General features: G+C 72.5%; 10 protein-coding genes and 3 tRNA genes. 6 read left to right on the plus strand and 7 right to left on the minus strand.

All coding sequences use genetic code 11. The features are described 5' to 3' along the window. Positions 1-125 precede the first annotated feature (125 nt). From JJJ15_RS01270 to JJJ15_RS01280, 3 genes are all read right to left on the minus strand, one after another. Positions 126-2,216, minus strand: a complete 2,091-nt coding sequence (locus JJJ15_RS01270; protein WP_200511173.1) for a M3 family metallopeptidase — start codon at positions 2,214-2,216, stop codon at positions 126-128. A gap of 71 nt (positions 2,217-2,287) precedes the next feature. Next, on the minus strand, positions 2,288-3,901 hold the full coding sequence (locus tag JJJ15_RS01275) for an MFS transporter (protein WP_200511174.1): 1,614 nt from the start codon (positions 3,899-3,901) through the stop codon (positions 2,288-2,290). A 210-nt stretch (positions 3,902-4,111) separates the two neighbouring features. After that, a complete protein-coding gene (locus tag JJJ15_RS01280) occupies positions 4,112-5,284 on the minus strand; it encodes a GNAT family N-acetyltransferase (protein ID WP_200511175.1) in 1,173 nt (390 codons plus the stop codon). Between the two features lie 166 nt (positions 5,285-5,450). Here JJJ15_RS01280 and JJJ15_RS01285 point away from each other — a divergent pair, with 166 nt between their 5' ends. Beyond that, positions 5,451-6,647, plus strand: a complete 1,197-nt coding sequence (locus tag JJJ15_RS01285; protein WP_200511176.1) for an AI-2E family transporter — start codon at positions 5,451-5,453, stop codon at positions 6,645-6,647. Positions 6,648-6,705: 58 nt separating this feature from the next. Here JJJ15_RS01285 and JJJ15_RS01290 read toward each other — a convergent pair. Both JJJ15_RS01290 and JJJ15_RS01295 read right to left on the minus strand, forming a co-directional pair. Then, positions 6,706-6,793, minus strand: a tRNA-Leu gene (locus JJJ15_RS01290). A 111-nt stretch (positions 6,794-6,904) separates the two neighbouring features. After that, positions 6,905-7,786, minus strand: a complete 882-nt coding sequence (locus JJJ15_RS01295; protein ID WP_200511177.1) for a D-hexose-6-phosphate mutarotase — start codon at positions 7,784-7,786, stop codon at positions 6,905-6,907. A gap of 111 nt (positions 7,787-7,897) precedes the next feature. On the opposite strand from JJJ15_RS01295, the gene JJJ15_RS01300 reads away from it, so the two are divergent. The 3 genes from JJJ15_RS01300 (at position 7,898) to JJJ15_RS01310 (ending at position 10,986) form a co-directional block, all read left to right on the plus strand. Continuing rightward, positions 7,898-8,578 carry an HAD hydrolase-like protein gene (locus JJJ15_RS01300; RefSeq protein WP_200511178.1) on the plus strand — a complete coding sequence of 227 codons (681 nt, stop codon included), beginning with the start codon at positions 7,898-7,900 and terminating at the stop codon, positions 8,576-8,578. Between the two features lie 30 nt (positions 8,579-8,608). Then, positions 8,609-10,039, plus strand: a complete 1,431-nt coding sequence (locus JJJ15_RS01305) for an AI-2E family transporter (protein ID WP_200511179.1) — start codon at positions 8,609-8,611, stop codon at positions 10,037-10,039. A gap of 110 nt (positions 10,040-10,149) precedes the next feature. Further along, positions 10,150-10,986 (plus strand): phosphatase PAP2 family protein, encoded by an 837-nt coding sequence (locus JJJ15_RS01310; protein ID WP_200511180.1) that lies wholly within the window; start codon positions 10,150-10,152, stop codon positions 10,984-10,986. 34 nt (positions 10,987-11,020) lie between these two features. On the opposite strand, the gene JJJ15_RS01315 is transcribed toward JJJ15_RS01310, so the two are convergent. Next, positions 11,021-11,095, minus strand: a tRNA-Val gene (locus JJJ15_RS01315). Position 11,096: 1 nt separating this feature from the next. Next, a tRNA-Gly gene (locus tag JJJ15_RS01320) sits at positions 11,097-11,169 on the minus strand. 143 nt (positions 11,170-11,312) lie between these two features. Here JJJ15_RS01320 and glgX point away from each other — a divergent pair. Beyond that, complete coding sequence (glgX, locus tag JJJ15_RS01325; RefSeq protein WP_348641483.1) at positions 11,313-14,063, plus strand: glycogen debranching protein GlgX; 2,751 nt, start codon at positions 11,313-11,315, stop codon at positions 14,061-14,063. Continuing rightward, entirely contained in the window at positions 14,060-16,633 is a 2,574-nt protein-coding gene (gene treY / locus JJJ15_RS01330) for a malto-oligosyltrehalose synthase (RefSeq protein ID WP_200511181.1), read from the plus strand. Before glgX ends, treY begins: the two co-directional genes overlap by 4 nt. Positions 16,634-16,734: the final 101 nt, after the last annotated feature.

Below are 16,734 nucleotides of genomic sequence, written 5' to 3' on the forward strand. Positions count from 1 at the left end.
CCAGCACGCAGGACACCCTGGTCTCATGGCTGGACTGCTCCGGCACGACCACCCCGAGGTCGGTACAGCCCCGGGATGGTCGTGCCGGGGTGCAGCCGGTACGCCTCAGGCCCTGACGCCGCGCCTCAGGCCAGGCCGCGGCGGGCCAGCAGCGGCTCAATAGCCGGGTCGCGTCCCGTCAGGGCCCGGTAGGAGACCAGCGGGTCCCGGGAGTCGCCCCGGGAGAGGAACTCACGGCGGAAGGCCTCCCCGGCCTGCCGGTTCAGGCCCAGGTCGCCGTCGCGCCCGCCCTGGCCGTCGGCACGGAACCAGGCCACGGTGTCGGCGTCCATGACCTCGCTCCAGATGTAGGCGTAGTAGGCGGCGGCGTAGCCCCCGGCGAAGACGTGGGAGAAGTAGGTGGTGCGGTAGCGCGGGGGCACCAGGTCCACCTCGATGCCCGACTCCTCCAGGGCCCGGCGCTCAAGGACCTCCACCTGGGCGACGTCGTCGGGGACCTGGTCGGCGGCCAGGGTGTGCCAGGCCTGGTCCAGGAGGGCCGCACCCAGGTACTCGGTGGTGGCGTAGCCCTGTCCGAAGCTGCCCTGGCTGCGCAGGCGGGTGGCGAGCTCCTCGGGCATGGGCTCACCGGTGTCCACGTGCACCGCGTAGCTGGCCAGGACCTGGGGGTGCAGGGCCCAGGACTCGTTGACCTGGCTGGGGAACTCCACCACGTCGTTGGGCACGTTGGCCCCCGAGGCGCTGGGGTAGTAGGTGTCGGACAGCAGGGCGTGCAGGGCGTGGCCGAACTCGTGGAAGCAGGTAATGACCTCGTCCCAGGTCAGGAGGGCCAGCCCGCCTTCCTGCGGTACCGGCACGTTGGCGCAGTTGATGACCACTGGCCGGGTCCCCCTCAGGTGGGACTGGTTGACCAGGCTGTTCATCCAGGCGCCACCGGACTTGCCCTCACGGGCGAAGTAGTCGCCGACGAACAGCCCCAGCACCGGCGCCTCCTGCCCCGGGCCGGCCGCGGCACCGTCACGCACCTCCCAGACCCGCACCCGCACGCTGGGGTCGTACATGTGGGCGGCCAGGTCGGCCCTCTCGTGGAAGGTCAGGCCGTAGAGACGGTTGGCGGCGTAGAAGACGCCCTTCTCGACGACGTTCCACAGCTCCAGGTAGGGGGCCAGGGTGGCGTCGTCCACCCCGAACTGCTCCCTGCGCAGCCCCGCCTCGTACAAGGGCCAGTCGGCCGGGCCGAAGACCTCCCCGGCCAGGGTGAGCGGGTCGGCGGCCATGCGCGCGGCCAGGACGGTGGCGTCGCGGCGGGCGTTGGCCATGGCCGGCGGGGCCAGGCGTCCCAGCATGGCGCTCACGGCCTGCGTGGTGCGGGCCGCGGACCCGGCGGCCACCAGGGCGGCGTGGTGCTCAAAGCCCAGCAGGGCGGCCCTCTGGGCACGTAGGCGGACCAGCTCCAGGACCAGGGCGCGGGTGTCGTACTCACCGCCCAGGCCCCGGCTCGTGGAACGGGCCAGCAGCTCCAGGCGGGCGGTGTGGGGGCGGGTGGTGGCCAGTGCCGGGGTGGCTGTGAAGTTCGCGGTTCCCGCCGCGTGCATGGCCCTGGTGGCGAGCACCGAGAAGCGGCTCATGAGCTGGCTGATGCCGGCGTTGAGCTCGCGCAGGCGGTCGGCGTCCGCCCCGGTCAGGGCGATGCCGCCGCGCTCGAACTCCTCCACGGCCAGGTGCACCAGGCGGGCGGCCTGGGGGCCGATGGGGGCGGCGTCGGCGTCCACGGGGGTGGTACCCGCCTGCCGCGCAGCGGCCACGGCCTCGTCCAGCGCCTTGAAGCGCACGTAGATCCGCTGGTCCAGCCGGTAGGCGTCGGCATGAGCGGCCAGGGCTGGGGCGAGCTCCTCCTCCAGGGCGTCCAGGTCCGGGCAGTACGTGGCAGAGGTCAGGCAGTACAGGACCGTCAGGGCCCGCTCCAGCAGGTCCCCGGAACGCTCCAGGGGCTCGACGGTGTTGGCCAGGGTGGGCCGGGCGGGGTCGGCGGCCACCGCCTCCCACTGCGCGCGCTGGGCGGCCATGCCCGCGTGCACGGCGGGGGCGATGTCCTCGTGGCGCACCCCGGTGAAGTCCGGCAGCCCCAGGTCCAGGTCCCAGGGGGCGGCGAAGGGGCTACCCTCGGGCAGGACGGGTGGGGTGGCGGCGTCCGGCAGCGGGCTCGTCTCAGTCATGGGCCCATGGTGCCACGGCCGGACCGGGGCGGGCCTGCGGACCTGCGACGCCACCGGGGCAGCAGAAGGACCTACCTCCTGCCAGCGGGGCCGGCCGCCTCAGCGTCCTGACCCGCCGCGGCGCCCGGGGTACGGGCCGACGGACCGGCCGTCTCGGCGCCGGCCGCCGGCACGCGCCGGGCGGCCATGCACCCTGCCAGCAGGAGGATGACAGCGGCGACGAGGGCGGTGGCCTGCATGGCGTGGGTGAAGGCCGTGCGCGCCTGGGCCAGCAGCTGCGCCTGCTCGGGGTAAGAGGGGTCCGCTGCTCCTGCCAGGGTGGCCAGTGACTGACGGGCCGCGTCGGCGACCGGTCCGGGGACACCACCTGGGACGGCGCCGAGGAGAAGCCGGTAGCCGACGTCCTGGACCGTCCCCAGGACCGCGATCCCCAGGGCGACCCCGAGCTCCAGCCCGGTCTCGGAGATGGCCGACGCCGCCCCGGCGCGGCTCGCGGGCACGGAGCCCAGGACCGCGCCGGTGGAGACCGTGAAGGCCAGGCCCACGCCCGTGCCGATTATGAGCAGTCCGACGCAGATGAGGACGATCCCGCCCCAGGACTCCGCCACGGCCACGACCACCAGCCCGGCCGCCGACAGCACGAGCCCGCCGCCCAGGGCGCCCCCGTGGCCGAGGCGCCGCACCAGCCAGGCCACCACGGCCACCACCGCGATGGAGGAGACGGACGTGGGCAGCTCGGTGAGCCCGGCCTGGAGGGTGGAGTAGCCCCGTACCAGCTGGAGGTACTGGGAGAAGAAGTACAGCAGTCCCGCCAGGGCGAAGACCGCCATGACGGTGGCGACCACCGCCCAGGTGAAGGCGGGGAGCCTGAAGAGCCCGACGTCGATCAGGGGTGTGGTGAGCCGGCGCTGGCGGCGCAGGAAGGCCCTGCCCGCGACGGTCCCTGCCACGAGGGCGACCGCGGCGGTGAGCGTGGGACCGTCGTGGGCGAAGGACTTCACGGCGTAGACCACCGGGACGATCGCGGCCACGGACAGCACCGCGGAGACCACGTCGACCGGGTCGCCGTCGTCGTTGCGGGACTCGGGCAGGAGCCACAGGCCGGTGACCACGACGGCGGCCATGACGGGCACGTTAATGAGGAAGACGCTGCCCCACCAGAAGTGCTCCAGCAGCACTCCCCCAACCAGGGGACCCAGGGCCGTCCCGCCCGAGCTGCCCGCCGACCAGACGGCGATGGCGGTGGTGCGGTGGCGGGGGCCGGGGAAGATGTTGCGGATGAGGGAGAGGGTGGAGGGCATGATCGTCGCGCCGCTGATCCCGAGCAGGGCCCGGGCGGCAATGAGGGCCGTGGCGCTGGGGGCGAGCGCGGCCAGGACGCTGGAGACCCCGAAGCCGGTGGTGCCAATGAGCAGGAGGCGCCGGCGCCCGACGCGGTCCGCGAGGTTGCCCATGGTCACCAGCAGGCCGGCCAGGGTGAAGGAGTAGACGTCGCCGATCCACAGCAGCTGGGTGGCGGTGGGGCCCAGGTCGGCGCTCAGGGAGGGGATGGCCAGCGCCAGCACGGTGGAGTCAATGGCCAGGAGGGTGACCGCCAGGGTCAGGACGGCCAGGGCGGCCCACTGGCGTGCCCCGGGGGCCTGCGGGGCAGGCGGAGGCGCGGGGTTGACGAGGGTCTGGGACACGCCCGCAACTCTACAGAACGTGGTCGTGCAGCCAGTGGTCGGCCTGTCCGGGGCCGGGCTCCGGGGGCCACGGCGCCCGGGGTACGGGCCGGGGTGGACGTCGGCTACGCGCCCGCTGCGGTCGCGGCCTGGCGCCCGGGGTACGGGCCGGCAGGCGGAGACCAGCCGGCGGGCAGGGAGCAGGTCAGCGGGCGGGGAGCGGGGCGGGCGTCAGCCGGTGGCGGTACCCAGGCCGCCGCGGGCCAGGACGGCGGCGACGTCAGGCGGCAGGTAGCCCGGCCCCTTGAGGACCTTGCCGTCCTGGCGGTAGACGGGACGCCCGTCGGCGCCGAGCTTGGACATGTTGGAGCGCTGCACTTCGGCCAGGACCGCGGCCAGGTCGATACCGGTCTCCAGGGCCATGCCGTAGACGACGTAGACCAGGTCGGCCAGGGCGTCGGCCGCTCCCACCGTGTCCCGGGCACCGTCGTCGGCCCGGCGGGCCTGCTGCCAACTCTGCTCGACGGCGGAACGCGCCCTGGCCCCGTAGACGGCGCCGACCAGCTCGGCGAACTCCTCGGCGACCAGATCCATGCGCATGTGCAGGCTCTCACGCTCCAGGCTGGGGCCGTCGGTGCGCACGGGCAGGCCGTAGACGTGGTGGAAGCGGCGTACCAGGGCCTCGGGGTCGTCCCCCTCCCGCTGCCCGACGCCGTCGTGGGCGACCAGTGGCGTCGCGTCACCGTCGGTGTGGGCCGAGCCGTTGCCCCGCCCGACCGGTGCCTTCGACGCCGGACGCGGACCGTCCCAGGGCCCACGCGGCTCCATGGGCTCACCAGCCAGCAGGGTGGCGGTCCACTCGTCAAAGACCTTCCCGCCACGCCGGTAGACGGCGCGCCTGCGTCCCTCGCGCAGGAAGCCCAGGGACCAGGCGATGCGCCACGACGCCCAGTTGGGCACGCCGTCGTCAATGAGGCACGCCCACGCGACCGAGGGCAGTGCCAGGGGGCCGTCAGGATCAAGGGCCAGCTCGACGACGGCGCGGGCCGCACGGCTGGCCACGCCCCGGCCTCGCGCCTGTGGGGCGACCCAGTACCCGAGCTCGTTGCGGCCCGCCTGCGAGACGACAATGCCGATCATGCCGACCAGGACGGGCCCGGTACCTATCGTCTCGCGGATCGCCCAGGTGAGCTCACGCCCCTCCTGCCAGCCCGGCTCGACGACGTCGGTCACGAAGCCCAGCGCACTGTCCCTCGTGTAGGGAGAGGGCACAGTCGTCCACCGCTGGATCACCGGGTCCTGGCAGATCTCGGCGATCCTGTCCACGTCGGCGTGCGTGGGGACGCTCAGGAGGAGCTCCGGGGCCCGGGGCGCGGCAGGGACCGTGATCTCAAAGGGCTGCATGGGCCGGAGCCTATACCCGGCGGCTCGCTAGGTATGATAACGAACAGGACACCACCTCACCCGGGCGCGGGCCCGCCCCCGCCCCGGCACGCGCCCGACCTGCGCCAGGCCGGGGCGGATCCCGGTCGTCTGGGCCCGCAGGCACCATCCGTGCAAGGATCACCCCATGACTACCCCGACGACCAGCGTCTCCTCCTCATCACGACATCATCACCGCACCGAGGGCGAGATCCTGGCCCTGACCCTGGCTGCGCTGAGTATCACCGCCGTGGGCGTCTACTTCGCCAGGTCGATGGTGGGTCCGGCGTTCTTCGCCTTGACCCTGGTCATTACCGTGCGTCCCCTGCACACCTGGATGGTGCGCCACCAGGTGCCCAAGCTCCTGGCGGCCACCGCCACAATGACCCTGATCGTGGTGTTCATCCTGAGCCTGTTCGTGGCCATGGGGGTGGCGATCGCCCAGTTCGTGGACGCCCTGCCCGACTCCTCCGCCAAGTTCCAGTCCCTGTGGGACCAGGGGGTGAAGCACCTGGAGGCGATGGGTGTCAGCCAGGAGACCCTGATCGAGCAGCTCTCCAAGGTGGTGGACGCCTCCAAGGTGGCCTCGCTCGCCCAGTCGGTCCTGGAGCAGGTCAGCAACACGGGCTCAATGCTCCTGGTGCTGTTCCTGTCCATCTTCTTCCTGACCATCGACACCATGACCATTAGCTCGCGGGCCGCGGCCCTGGCCCAGGTCAAGCCCGGGCTGTACGACTCCCTGTCGCGCTTCAGCGCCGCGGTGCGCTCCTACTGGGCGGTCTCCACGATCTTCGGGCTCATCGTGGCCGTGTTCGACACGACCGTCCTCATGCTCCTGGACGTGCCCATGGCGGTGACCTGGGGGGTGTTCTCCTTCATCACCAACTACATCCCCAACCTGGGCTTCGTCATCGGCGTCATCCCGCCCGCGGTCCTGGGCCTGGTGAACTCCGGGCCCTGGACCGCGGTGTGGGTGGTGGTGGCCTACTCCGTGCTCAACTTCGTCATCCAGAGCCTCATCCAGCCCAAGTTCACCGGCGACGCCGTGGGCCTGAACACCACCACGACGTTCCTGTCGCTCATGCTGTGGACCATTGTCATCGGCGGCCTGGGCTCGGTCCTGGCCGTGCCCCTGACCCTGTTCGCCAAGGCCGTCCTCATTGACGCCGACCCCCGCTCGGCCTGGATCGGGATCTTCCTGACCGACGGCGACAAGGAGCTCCCCCAGCGCAGCCTCAGGTACCCGGCCGCCGCCAGGAGGGCCCGACGCCACCGGGACGCCACGCGGACCCGCTCCGAGAGCGCCGCGCCAAAGGCGCCAGGGGACGGGGCCGCCAGGGAGTGAGGCCCTGGCGGCGTACACGCAGGGGTCCCGAGGCCAAAGCCTCGGGACCCCTGATCCGTGTCCGAGGGGGGACTTGAACCCCCACGCCCGTTTAATAAGGCACTAGCACCTCAAGCTAGCGCGTCTACCTATTCCGCCACTCGGACCTGATGATGAAGCCGTCCGCCGGGGACCCCCGGCGGGGACGCAGAGAAAGTTAGCACGCCCTCCGGCGGTGGGACCAAATCATGTCGGGGTGCAACAGGTCACACCTATTGTCAGAGCTGCTCGACGGTGTAGCGCACCCCCACCGACCAGCTCTCGCCGGGCGCCAGCGTGCGCGCGTGGGAGCGTACCGAGGCCGTCTCCACGCAGACCATGGAGGCGAACTCGTCGTCGGCCATGTCCGCCAGGTCGCGGGCCAGGTCCGCCCACGGGTTCCACACCACCACGTTGGTCGCCCCCTGGGGCCGGCTGACCACGCGCCGCCCCAGCGCGGGGTCGCTCACCGCCACCGGGCCCTGGCACTGGTAGACCCGGTCCACCGGGCCGTTGACCGTCAGCGGGCCGTCGCCCTGGGTGCGCCAGGCGAACCCGTCCAGGGCGTCCTCGTAGCGCGCCCCCTCCAGGCCCGTGATCTCCACCCCGGTCACGTCCCCCACACGCAGGTAGGTGTGGATCGCCATCTCGGTCACGACGGGCTCGGCCCCCGTGCCGCGCAGGGACAGGGACAGGCTGAGGGCCTCGCCCACGCAGACCTCGTAGCGGGCGGCCACGCCGTCGTGCTCGGTCTCCAGGCGGGCGACCACGCCGTCACCGTGGGGCTCGACCTCGCGCAGGACCCAGTCGACGTGACGCCCCCAGCCGTGCTTGGGGCTGTCCGTGCCCCGGGGGCCGAGGCCGAACCAGGGCAGGCACAGGGGCACGCCGCCGCGCACGCTGGCCACGCCGTCGTACACGGCCTGCCGGGAGGTGAAGAGCACCTCGGAGCCGGCACGCGGGACCCAGCTGGTGAGCTGGGCGCCGTGGAGGTAGATCTCCGCCCGGCCGGCCGGGGCGTCGACCAGGAGACGGGGCTGCCCGCCCCGGCCGGGGGTCAGGGCGGTGAAACGGGGCAGGTGCGGGGCGGCGTCGGCGCGGCCCGGAGCGGGAAGACTCACGGGCCCAGCCTAGCGCGTCGCCGCCAGCTGCCGCGAGTAGTCTGGGAGGCGTTCTCAAGGGCGTGGGCCGTGTCCTGGCCCGCGCCCTGTCCGCCCACCAGCGAGGTTCCGATGCCACAGCCCTCCACCACGATCCCCCGCCCGCCGGACGCGGTGCTCCTGGACCTGGACGGCACGATCACGGACTCCGCCCCGGTCATCCTGGACGCCCTGGAGGTCACCCTGAGCGAGCTGGGCCTGCCGGTCCCCTCCCGCGAGGACCTCATGGCCTACGTCGGCCCGCCCCTGGTGGACGGCTTCCAGGCCAACGCGGGGCTCACCGGCCAGGAGCTCGCCGGGGCGGTGTCCACCTACCGGCGCCACTACCGCGAGCGCATGTGCGAGGCGCCCCTGTACCCGGGCGTGCCCGAGGTGCTGGCGGCCCTGGCCACGGCCGGGATCCCGGTGTCCCTGGCCACATCCAAGCGCGAGGTGCTGGCCGCGCAGATCCTCCGGCACTGGGACCTGGACACCTTCTTCACCGTCATCGCCGGGGCCGACGCGGCCGACAGGCACGGCGGCAAGGCCGAGGTCATCGGCGACGCCCTGGCCCGCCTGGCCCTGGCCGGCGTGCGCAGCCAGAACGTGGTCCACGTGGGTGACCGCGGCCACGACGTCCGGGGGGCCCGTGAGGCGGGGATCCTCAGCATCGGCGTCCTGTGGGGCTACGGGGACGCCGAGGAGCTGGCCGGGGCCACCGCGCTGGCCGCCTCCCCCGCCGACCTCGCCACCCTGCTCGGTCTGAGCCTCTGACCGTCCCCGACCCACCCGCAAGGACCACGCATGCCTGAGCCGACCAGCTCCCCCGACCCGGCGTCGGACACCCCCACCACCTCCGGCCCTACCCAGCCCCACGGGGCCGACCGCGCGCCGGGCGCCGCCCCGCCGCGACGGCGCGCCAGGGGCCTGCTGGGGGACCTGGCCCGCCTGTGGCGTCGGGGGCACAACGTCCTGGACGCCACCATCGAGCGCAACGAGCAGGCCCGTCTGCACGCCCGCGAGGTGGGCCTGAGCCTGGAGGAGACCGGGACCCGCGCCCCCGTCCCCGCCGCCGAGGTAGGGCCGCCCCCCGCGGCCCCGGCCCTGCCCGCGGTGGTGCGCACCCGCTCGACGACCATGGACTCCCTGCCCTCCTGGCTGGTGCGCGGGGGCCTGGGGTCCTGGCTGCTGCTGGGGATCGGGATCATTATCTCCCTGGTCTTCTTCCTGACCAGCAAGGTCGTCCCGGTCTTCATCGGCATGTTCCTGGCCCTGATCATCACCTCGATCCTCCAGCCGCTGGTGAACCTCTTCGCCCGGGTCATGCCCCGCTTCCCGGCGACCTTCCTGGCGCTGCTGACGGCCCTGGGCGTGGTCGCGGGACTGGTGACCTACGTGGTGACCTCGGTGACGAACCAGTGGAGCACGCTGGCCGTCCGCTTCACCGACGGCATCCACACCATTATGGACTTCCTGGAGCACGGCCCCCTGCCGGTCCACATCACCCAGGCCGAGATCATGCGCGAGATCGACGACCTCATGACCAAGGGCCAGGACTACGTCACGCAGAACGCCCCCACGCTGGCCGGCGAGGTGCTCTCCAACGCCGGCACCCTGGTGGAGGTGTTCACGGTCCTGGCCCTGGCGCTGTTCGTGACTATCTTCTTCCTGGCCTCCGGGGGCAAGATGTGGCGCTGGTTCCTCAACGAGCTGCCCGCCCGCTACCGTCAGAGGGTCCACCGCGCCGCGGGCGCCGGGTGGTACACGTTCGCCGGCTACGCCCGCGGCACGGTCATCGTGGCCCTCACCGACGCCGTCATGGCGGGGGTATTCCTCCAGGTCGTGGGCATCCCCCTGGCCGCCCCCCTGGCCGTGCTGGTCTTTATCGGCGCGTTCATCCCCATTATCGGCGCCCCCGGCGCCATGGTCATCGCCATGATCGTGGCCCTGGCCTCCAAGGGTGTGGTCACCATGATCGTGGTGGGCGTGGGCGTGGCGGCGATCGGGCAGATCGAGGGCCACATCCTCCAGCCCCTCATTATGGGCAAGCAGGTCTCCATACACCCCGTGGTCGTCATTGTCGCGGTGGCCCTGGGCACCTTCTCGGCCGGGCTGCTGGGCGCGATCGTGGCGGTTCCGCTGGTGAGCGTGCTGTGGTCGGTCTACTCCGAGCTCCACGTGCGCGACACCCCGGTCGTGGGCGAGCTGCCCGCCTACGTGGCCGACAGAGGATGACCCCGCCACCGGGAGGGGACCGGCCGGGAGGGGCCCGGTCCACCAGGCTCACAGACAGCTCTCAGGCTCTGAGGAGGCGCGGGAGAGGTTCACCGCCTAGCCTGCCGGGCATGACAGCCCCGACGACGCCTACCGGCTCGGTCCACGCCCCTCAGGACGCCGTTCCTGACGAGGCCTGGCAGCACCGGGCGTCACCCAGGTGCCACCACACGCTGGCCCACCACGCCGGCGCCCTGCCCGGCAGGGCGCCGCTGCTGACCGGGGCGGCGCTGGCCGTCATCGTCTTCTGCGTCCTGGCGCTGGGGGTGGTCACGGGCACGGGCCTGACGAACCTGGATCCGACCGTGACCGGCTGGGCGGTCCACGCCCGCACCCGCCCCGTCAGCGCGGTGGCCACCTTCCTGTCGACCATGGCGAGCACCCCGGGGCTGACGGCCCTGACGGTCCTGACGGCCCTCCTGCTGGCCTGGCGGGGCTACCGGCAGCACGCGGGGGTGCTCCTGGTGGCCATGATCGGCTCCTCCACGCTCACGGTGCTGGTCAAGGACGCCTGGGAGCGCGGCCGTCCCAGCACCACCCTGCTCCTGGGCAAGCCGGCCTCCAGCTTCTCCTTCCCCTCGGGGCACTCACTGAACTCCACGGTCTTCCTGGGCGTCCTGGCCGGCTTCGTCCTGGTCTCCGGGGCCTGCCAGGCGTACAAGTCCGTGGCCCTGGGTACCGCCCTCCTCGTGGCGGCCGGGGTGGGGCTGTCCCGCGTCTACCTGGGCTACCACTGGATGACCGACGTCCTGGCGGGGTGGTCCCTGGGCCTGGCCTGGACCTTCGCCATGGTGCTGGTGCTGGAGGGTGTGGTCAGGTGGCAGCAGCGGCGTGCCCCGGCCCTGCCACCGGCACGCGGTCAGGGCGTGGCGGCCACGGCGCCCGCCGAGACGGCGTACTGGAGCTAGCAGCGCAGCGGGAGCAGGAAGGTCCGGGGGCCGGTGGTGGGCGATACTGGGATCGAACCAGTGACCTCTTCCGTGTCAGGGAAGCGCGCTACCGCTGCGCCAATCGCCCGAGCGGATGACGGGACTCGAACCCGCGACCCTCACCTTGGCAAGGTGATGCTCTACCAACTGAGCCACATCCGCGTTACCACGCAGCCCTGCTGCCAGGACGGCGCGGGAAGAAAGGTAGCAGAGCGCCCGCCCGAGCCGCAAACAACCACACTATGACCTGGCTCATACACATGTCTTTCCGGGAAGTTGACCGTGTGTCATGGCACAGTTGGAGCATGGAGACCTCCCAGTCAGCAGCGTCGAGCACGGACCCCACCACCAAGCCGCCGGCGCCAGTACCCGCACCCCCCGCACAGGCGCCCACGGCGCCCGAGTCCCCCGCCGCGCAGCCCGCCCCCGAACCGGCTCCGGCCCCTGAGGACGAGGCCGCACCGACCCAGGATCCCCAGGCCGTCCCCGAGCCGGCACCCAAGACAGGGCCCGCCCCCGAGCCCGAGACCGCCCAGGCCGAGCCGACCGAGCAGGTGCCCGCAGAGCCCGAGCCGGCAGAGCCCGAGCCAGCGGCCAGCTCCCCGGACGCCCCCGAGCCCGAGGGCGAGACCGAGACCGCCGAGCAGGCGGCGCAGACCGAGCAGGCGTCCCCCGAGCCGCCCTGTGCGCCCACGGCTGAATCCTCCCAGTCCACGACCCCCCAGGTCCCCGCCCCCGAGCCGGCACCCGCAGAGCCCTCGGAGCCCACAGAACCCGAGCCAGCGCCTACGGAGCCTGAGCCGGCCCCCGCAGAGCCCTCGGAGCCCGAGGAGCCCACAGAACCCTCAAAGTCTGAGCCAGCGCCCGAGGAGCCTGAGCCGGCACCCGAGGCCGTCGTGGAGGTCACCGAGCCGGCGCCCGCCCCCGAGCCGGCCCGCCCCCAGACCTGGCCGGGGCACTCCTACCCCCTGGGGGCCACCTACGACGGCGCGGGCACGAACTTCGCCCTCTACTCCGCCGTCGCCACCGGCGTGGACCTGTGCCTCTTCGACGAGGACGGCACCGAGACCCGCGTCCCCCTGACCGAGGTGGACGGGGACGTGTGGCACGCCTACCTACCCACGGTCCACCCCGGGCAGCACTACGGCTACCGGGTCACCGGCCCCTACGACCCCAACCACGGCCACCGCTGCGACCCCTCCAAGCTCCTCCTGGACCCCTACGCCAAGGCCATCTCCGGGCAGGTGGAGCCCTCCCCCGCCCTGTACTCCTACGACGTGCTCAACCCCGGGACCCGTAACACCGAGGACTCCGCCCCCTACATGCCCCGCAGCGTGGTCATCAGCCCCTTCTTCGACTGGGGCCACGACCGGCCGCCGCGCCACCCCTACCACGAGACGGTCATCTACGAGGCCCACGTGCGGGGGCTGACCATGCTCCACCCCCAGGTCCCCGCCGAGCTGCGGGGGACCTACGCGGGACTGGTCCACCCCGCCGTCATCCAGCACCTGACCGACCTGGGCGTCACCGCCATCGAGCTCATGCCGGTCCACCAGTTCGTCAACGACGCCTACCTGCAGGACAAGGACCTGTCCAACTACTGGGGATACAACACCATCGGCTACTTCGCCCCCCAGAACCGCTACGCCGCCTACGGGCAGGACGGTCAGCAGGTCCAGGAGTTCAAGTCCATGGTCAAGGCCTTCCACGAGGCGGGCATCGAGGTCATCCTCGACGTGGTCTACAACCACACCGCCGAGGGCAACCACATGGGCCCCACCCTGTCCTTCCGCGGCATTGACAACGCCTCCTACTACCGGCTCGTGGACGGGGACCAGGCCCACTACTTCGACACCACGGGCACGGGCAACTCCCTGCTCATGCGCTCCCCGGCGGTCCTCCAGCTCATTATGGACTCCCTGCGCTACTGGGCCACGGAGATGCACGTGGACGGCTTCCGCTTCGACCTGGCCTCCACCCTGGCCCGCCAGTTCCACGAGGTGGACAAGCTCAGCGCCTTCTTCGACATTATCCACCAGGACCCCGTCCTCAGCCGTCTCAAGCTCATTGCCGAGCCCTGGGACGTGGGCGACGGCGGCTACAACGTGGGCGGCTTCCCCGCCCTGTGGAGCGAGTGGAACGGCAAGTACCGCGACACCGTGCGGGACTTCTGGCGCGGCGAGCCCTCGACGCTCGGCGAGTTCGCCTCCCGTATCACCGGCTCCTCCGACCTCTACCAGTACTCGGGCCGTACCCCGGTGGCCAGCATCAACTTCGTCACCGCCCACGACGGCTTCACCATGGCCGACCTGGTGTCCTACGACAACAAGCACAACGAGGCCAACAAGGAGGGCGGCGCGGACGGGGAGTCCAACAACCGCTCCTGGAACTGCGGGGCGGAGGGCCCCACCGAGGACCCCGACGTCCTGACCCTGCGCCACCGCCAGATCCGCAACTTCCTGGCCACGATCCTGTTCAGCCAGGGCGTGCCCATGATCGCCCACGGTGACGAGTTGGGGCGCACCCAGGGCGGCAACAACAACGTCTACTGCCAGGACAACGAGATCTCCTGGGTCCACTGGGACCTGGAGGAGTGGCAGCAGGAGCTCCTGGACTTCACCCGCACCATGATCCGGCTGCGCCGCGACCACCCGGTGCTGCGACGGCGGCGCTTCTTCAGCGGCGAGGCCGGCCACGGCGGGGAGTCCGACCTGGGCGAGATCGAGTGGCTGCGTCCCACCGGCGAGCGCATGATCGAGGAGGACTGGACCATGTGGTACGCCCGCGCCATGACGGTCTTCCTCAACGGTGACGCCATCGCCGAGCCCGGCCCGCGCGGGGAGCGCATTGTGGACGACTCCTTCCTGGTGCTGATCAACGCCGCCGCCGAGGACATCGAGTTCACCATCCCCTCCGCCTCCATGCCCTCCTCCTGGGTGGTGGCGCTGGACACCGCGCCCTGTGAGGCCGACCGCCGCCAGGTCCTCCGGAGCGGGGACACGGTGGTGGTGGAGGGCCGCTCCCTGCTGTTCCTGCACAGCCAGGAGGAGCAGTGAGCGCCCCGGGGAGGGCCCGCCAGTCCCAGGCCCTGGGGGGGTACGCCCCCTGGTCGGGGCACGTCCCCCGGGAGGGGCACCGTACGCCGGTGACCACCTACCGCCTCCAGCTGGGAGGGGACCTCACCTTCGCCCAGGCCCGTGACCTCATCCCCTACCTGGGCGACCTGGGGGTCACCGACCTGTACCTCTCCCCCGTCCTGGCCGCGGCGCCGGGCTCCACGCACGGCTACGACGTCGTGGACCACCGGCGCATCAGCCCCGTCATGGGCGGTTTCGAGGGGCTCCAGGACCTGGCCGAGGCCGCCCACGAGGCCGGCATGGGCGTGGTGGTGGATATTGTCCCCAACCACATGGCGGTGCCCACGCCCGGCTGGTTCAACCTGCCCCTGTGGTCCTTCCTGCGTGACGGGCCCGACTCCCCCTACGCCGACTGGTTCGACGTCCCGCGCAACGAGCCCGTCCTCATGCCGGTCCTGGCCAGGCGCATCGGCTCGGTCCTGGCCGACGAGGAGCTCACCCTGACCAGGATGGTGGTGCCCACCGAGCCCGGGCGCGGTAAGCAGTGGGTCCTGCGCTACCACGACCACGCCTTCCCCGTGGCCCCGGGCACGGAGTCCCTGCCCCTGCACGTCCTGGTGGACCGCCAGCACTACCGCCTGGCCTACTGGAAGGTCGGTGACAAGGAGACCAACTACCGGCGCTTCTTCGACGTGGGCACCCTGGCCGCGATACGGGTGGAGCACCCGGAGGTCTTCGCCGGCACGCACGGGCTCATCAGGATCCTGGTGCAGGAGGGCGTGGTGGACGCCCTGCGCGTGGACCACCCCGACGGCCTGGCCGACCCCCGCGGCTACCTGACGCACCTGAGCCAGGCCACCGACGGCGCCTGGGTGGTCGCCGAGAAGATCCTCGCCCCCGACGAGTCCCTGCCCGACGACTGGCCCGTGGCGGGGACCACCGGCTACGACGCCGCCTGGAGGATCGACCAGCTCCAGGTGGACCCGGCGGGGGCCGCCCAGCTCGGTGCCCTCATGCAGGAGGTCGCCGGGGACGCCCCCGCGGACTACCCCCGGGTGGTGGAGCAGGCCAAGCGGGAGGTCATTGACGGCTCCCTGTCGGCCGAGGTGGACTGCCTGGCCCGCATCCTGGGCCAGCTCACGCAGGCCGACGTGCGCCTGCGCGACCACACCCTGCGCGACCTGCGCGACTGCGTCGTCGAGCTCCTCGTGGCCGCCGACCGCTACCGCGCCTACGTGGTCCCGGGCACGCCCCCCTCCCCCGAGGCGGCTGCCCACCTGCGGGCCGACGCCGAGGCGGCCCGCCGGGCCCTGGACGCGGACCAGGGCGAGACCCTCGACCTGGTGGTGGCCCTCTTCCTGGGTGAGCCGGTGGGATCCGAGGGGCTGGCCGACTCCCCGAGGCGGGCCGAGGCGGTGGTGCGCTTCCAGCAGGTCTGCGGCGCCGTGACCGCCAAGGGTGTGGAGGACACCGCCTTCTACCGCTGGACGCACCTGACCAGCCTGACCGAGGTGGGCGGCAACCCGGCTGGCTTCTCCCTGCCGCCCGACGACGCCCACGCCTGGGCCCGCCGCACCCAGGTCTCCTGGCCCGACACCATGGTGACCTCCACCACGCATGACACCAAGCGGGGGGAGGACGTGCGCGCGCGCCTGAACGTGCTGGCCTCCTACCCCACCGAGTGGAGCGACCTGGTCCACCGCCTGCGGGCCCTGACGGCCGCGCAGCGTCCCGTGGACCTGGACGGGCGCACCGAGAACCTGCTGTGGCAGACCCTGTGGGGCACCTGGGCGCCCGCCTCCGCGGACCCCATGACCCCCCGGCGCCTGAGCGCCTACCTGGTCAAGGCCGCCCGGGAGCAGAAGATCTGGACCACGTGGGCGGAGCCGGCCAGTGCCCGGGAGGAGGCCCTGAGCGCCTACGCGACCCACCTGCTGACCGACCCCGAGGTCGCCAGGCAGATGGACGCCTTCGCCTCCCTGACCGCCCGCGCGGTGCGCACCACCGTCCTGGCCTCCAAGGCCCTGGCCCTGACCTGGCTGGGGGTCACTGACATCTACCAGGGCAGCGAGGTGACCCGCACCAGCCTGGTGGACCCCGACAACCGCCGGGCCGTGGACCACACGGTGCTCGCCGAGCGCCTGGCGCGCCTGGACTCCGGGGCCGCCCCGGAGGACCTGGACGAGGCCAAGCTGCGGCTCACCGCCCGCCTGGCGCGCCTGCGCCGGGAGCGTCCCGAGGCCTTCGTGGGGCCCCGATCGGGCTACCAGGTGGTGCCCTCCACCACGGCACACGCCTTCTCCTTCGCCCGGACCGTGGACGGCCAGGCGGAGGTGGTGGTCATTGTCACCCGGCTGCCCCGACGCCTGGAGCGGCTGGGCGGCTGGCGCGACGCCACCGTGGTCCTGCCCGAGGGGACCTGGTCCAGCGTCCTGGGCACCACCCGTGTGGCGGGCGGGTCCCAGCCGCTGGCCACGGTGGTGGGGGACGCCGCCGTCGCCGTCCTGGTGCGTGAGCGCCCCGGGGACCGTCCAAAGGGGCGGTCGTGACCGCCCGGGACACGCCGGGTGCCGCCAGCGCCGCGCCGGGTGGCGCCGCGCCGGGGGGGGGAGCGATGGCCCCGCCCCCAGCCCGGCGCTCCCGGTGGGGC

Origin of the sequence: Actinomyces sp. HMT897, from assembly GCF_016626125.1 — a bacterium.
In the GTDB taxonomy this organism is placed as follows: domain Bacteria; phylum Actinomycetota; class Actinomycetes; order Actinomycetales; family Actinomycetaceae; genus Actinomyces.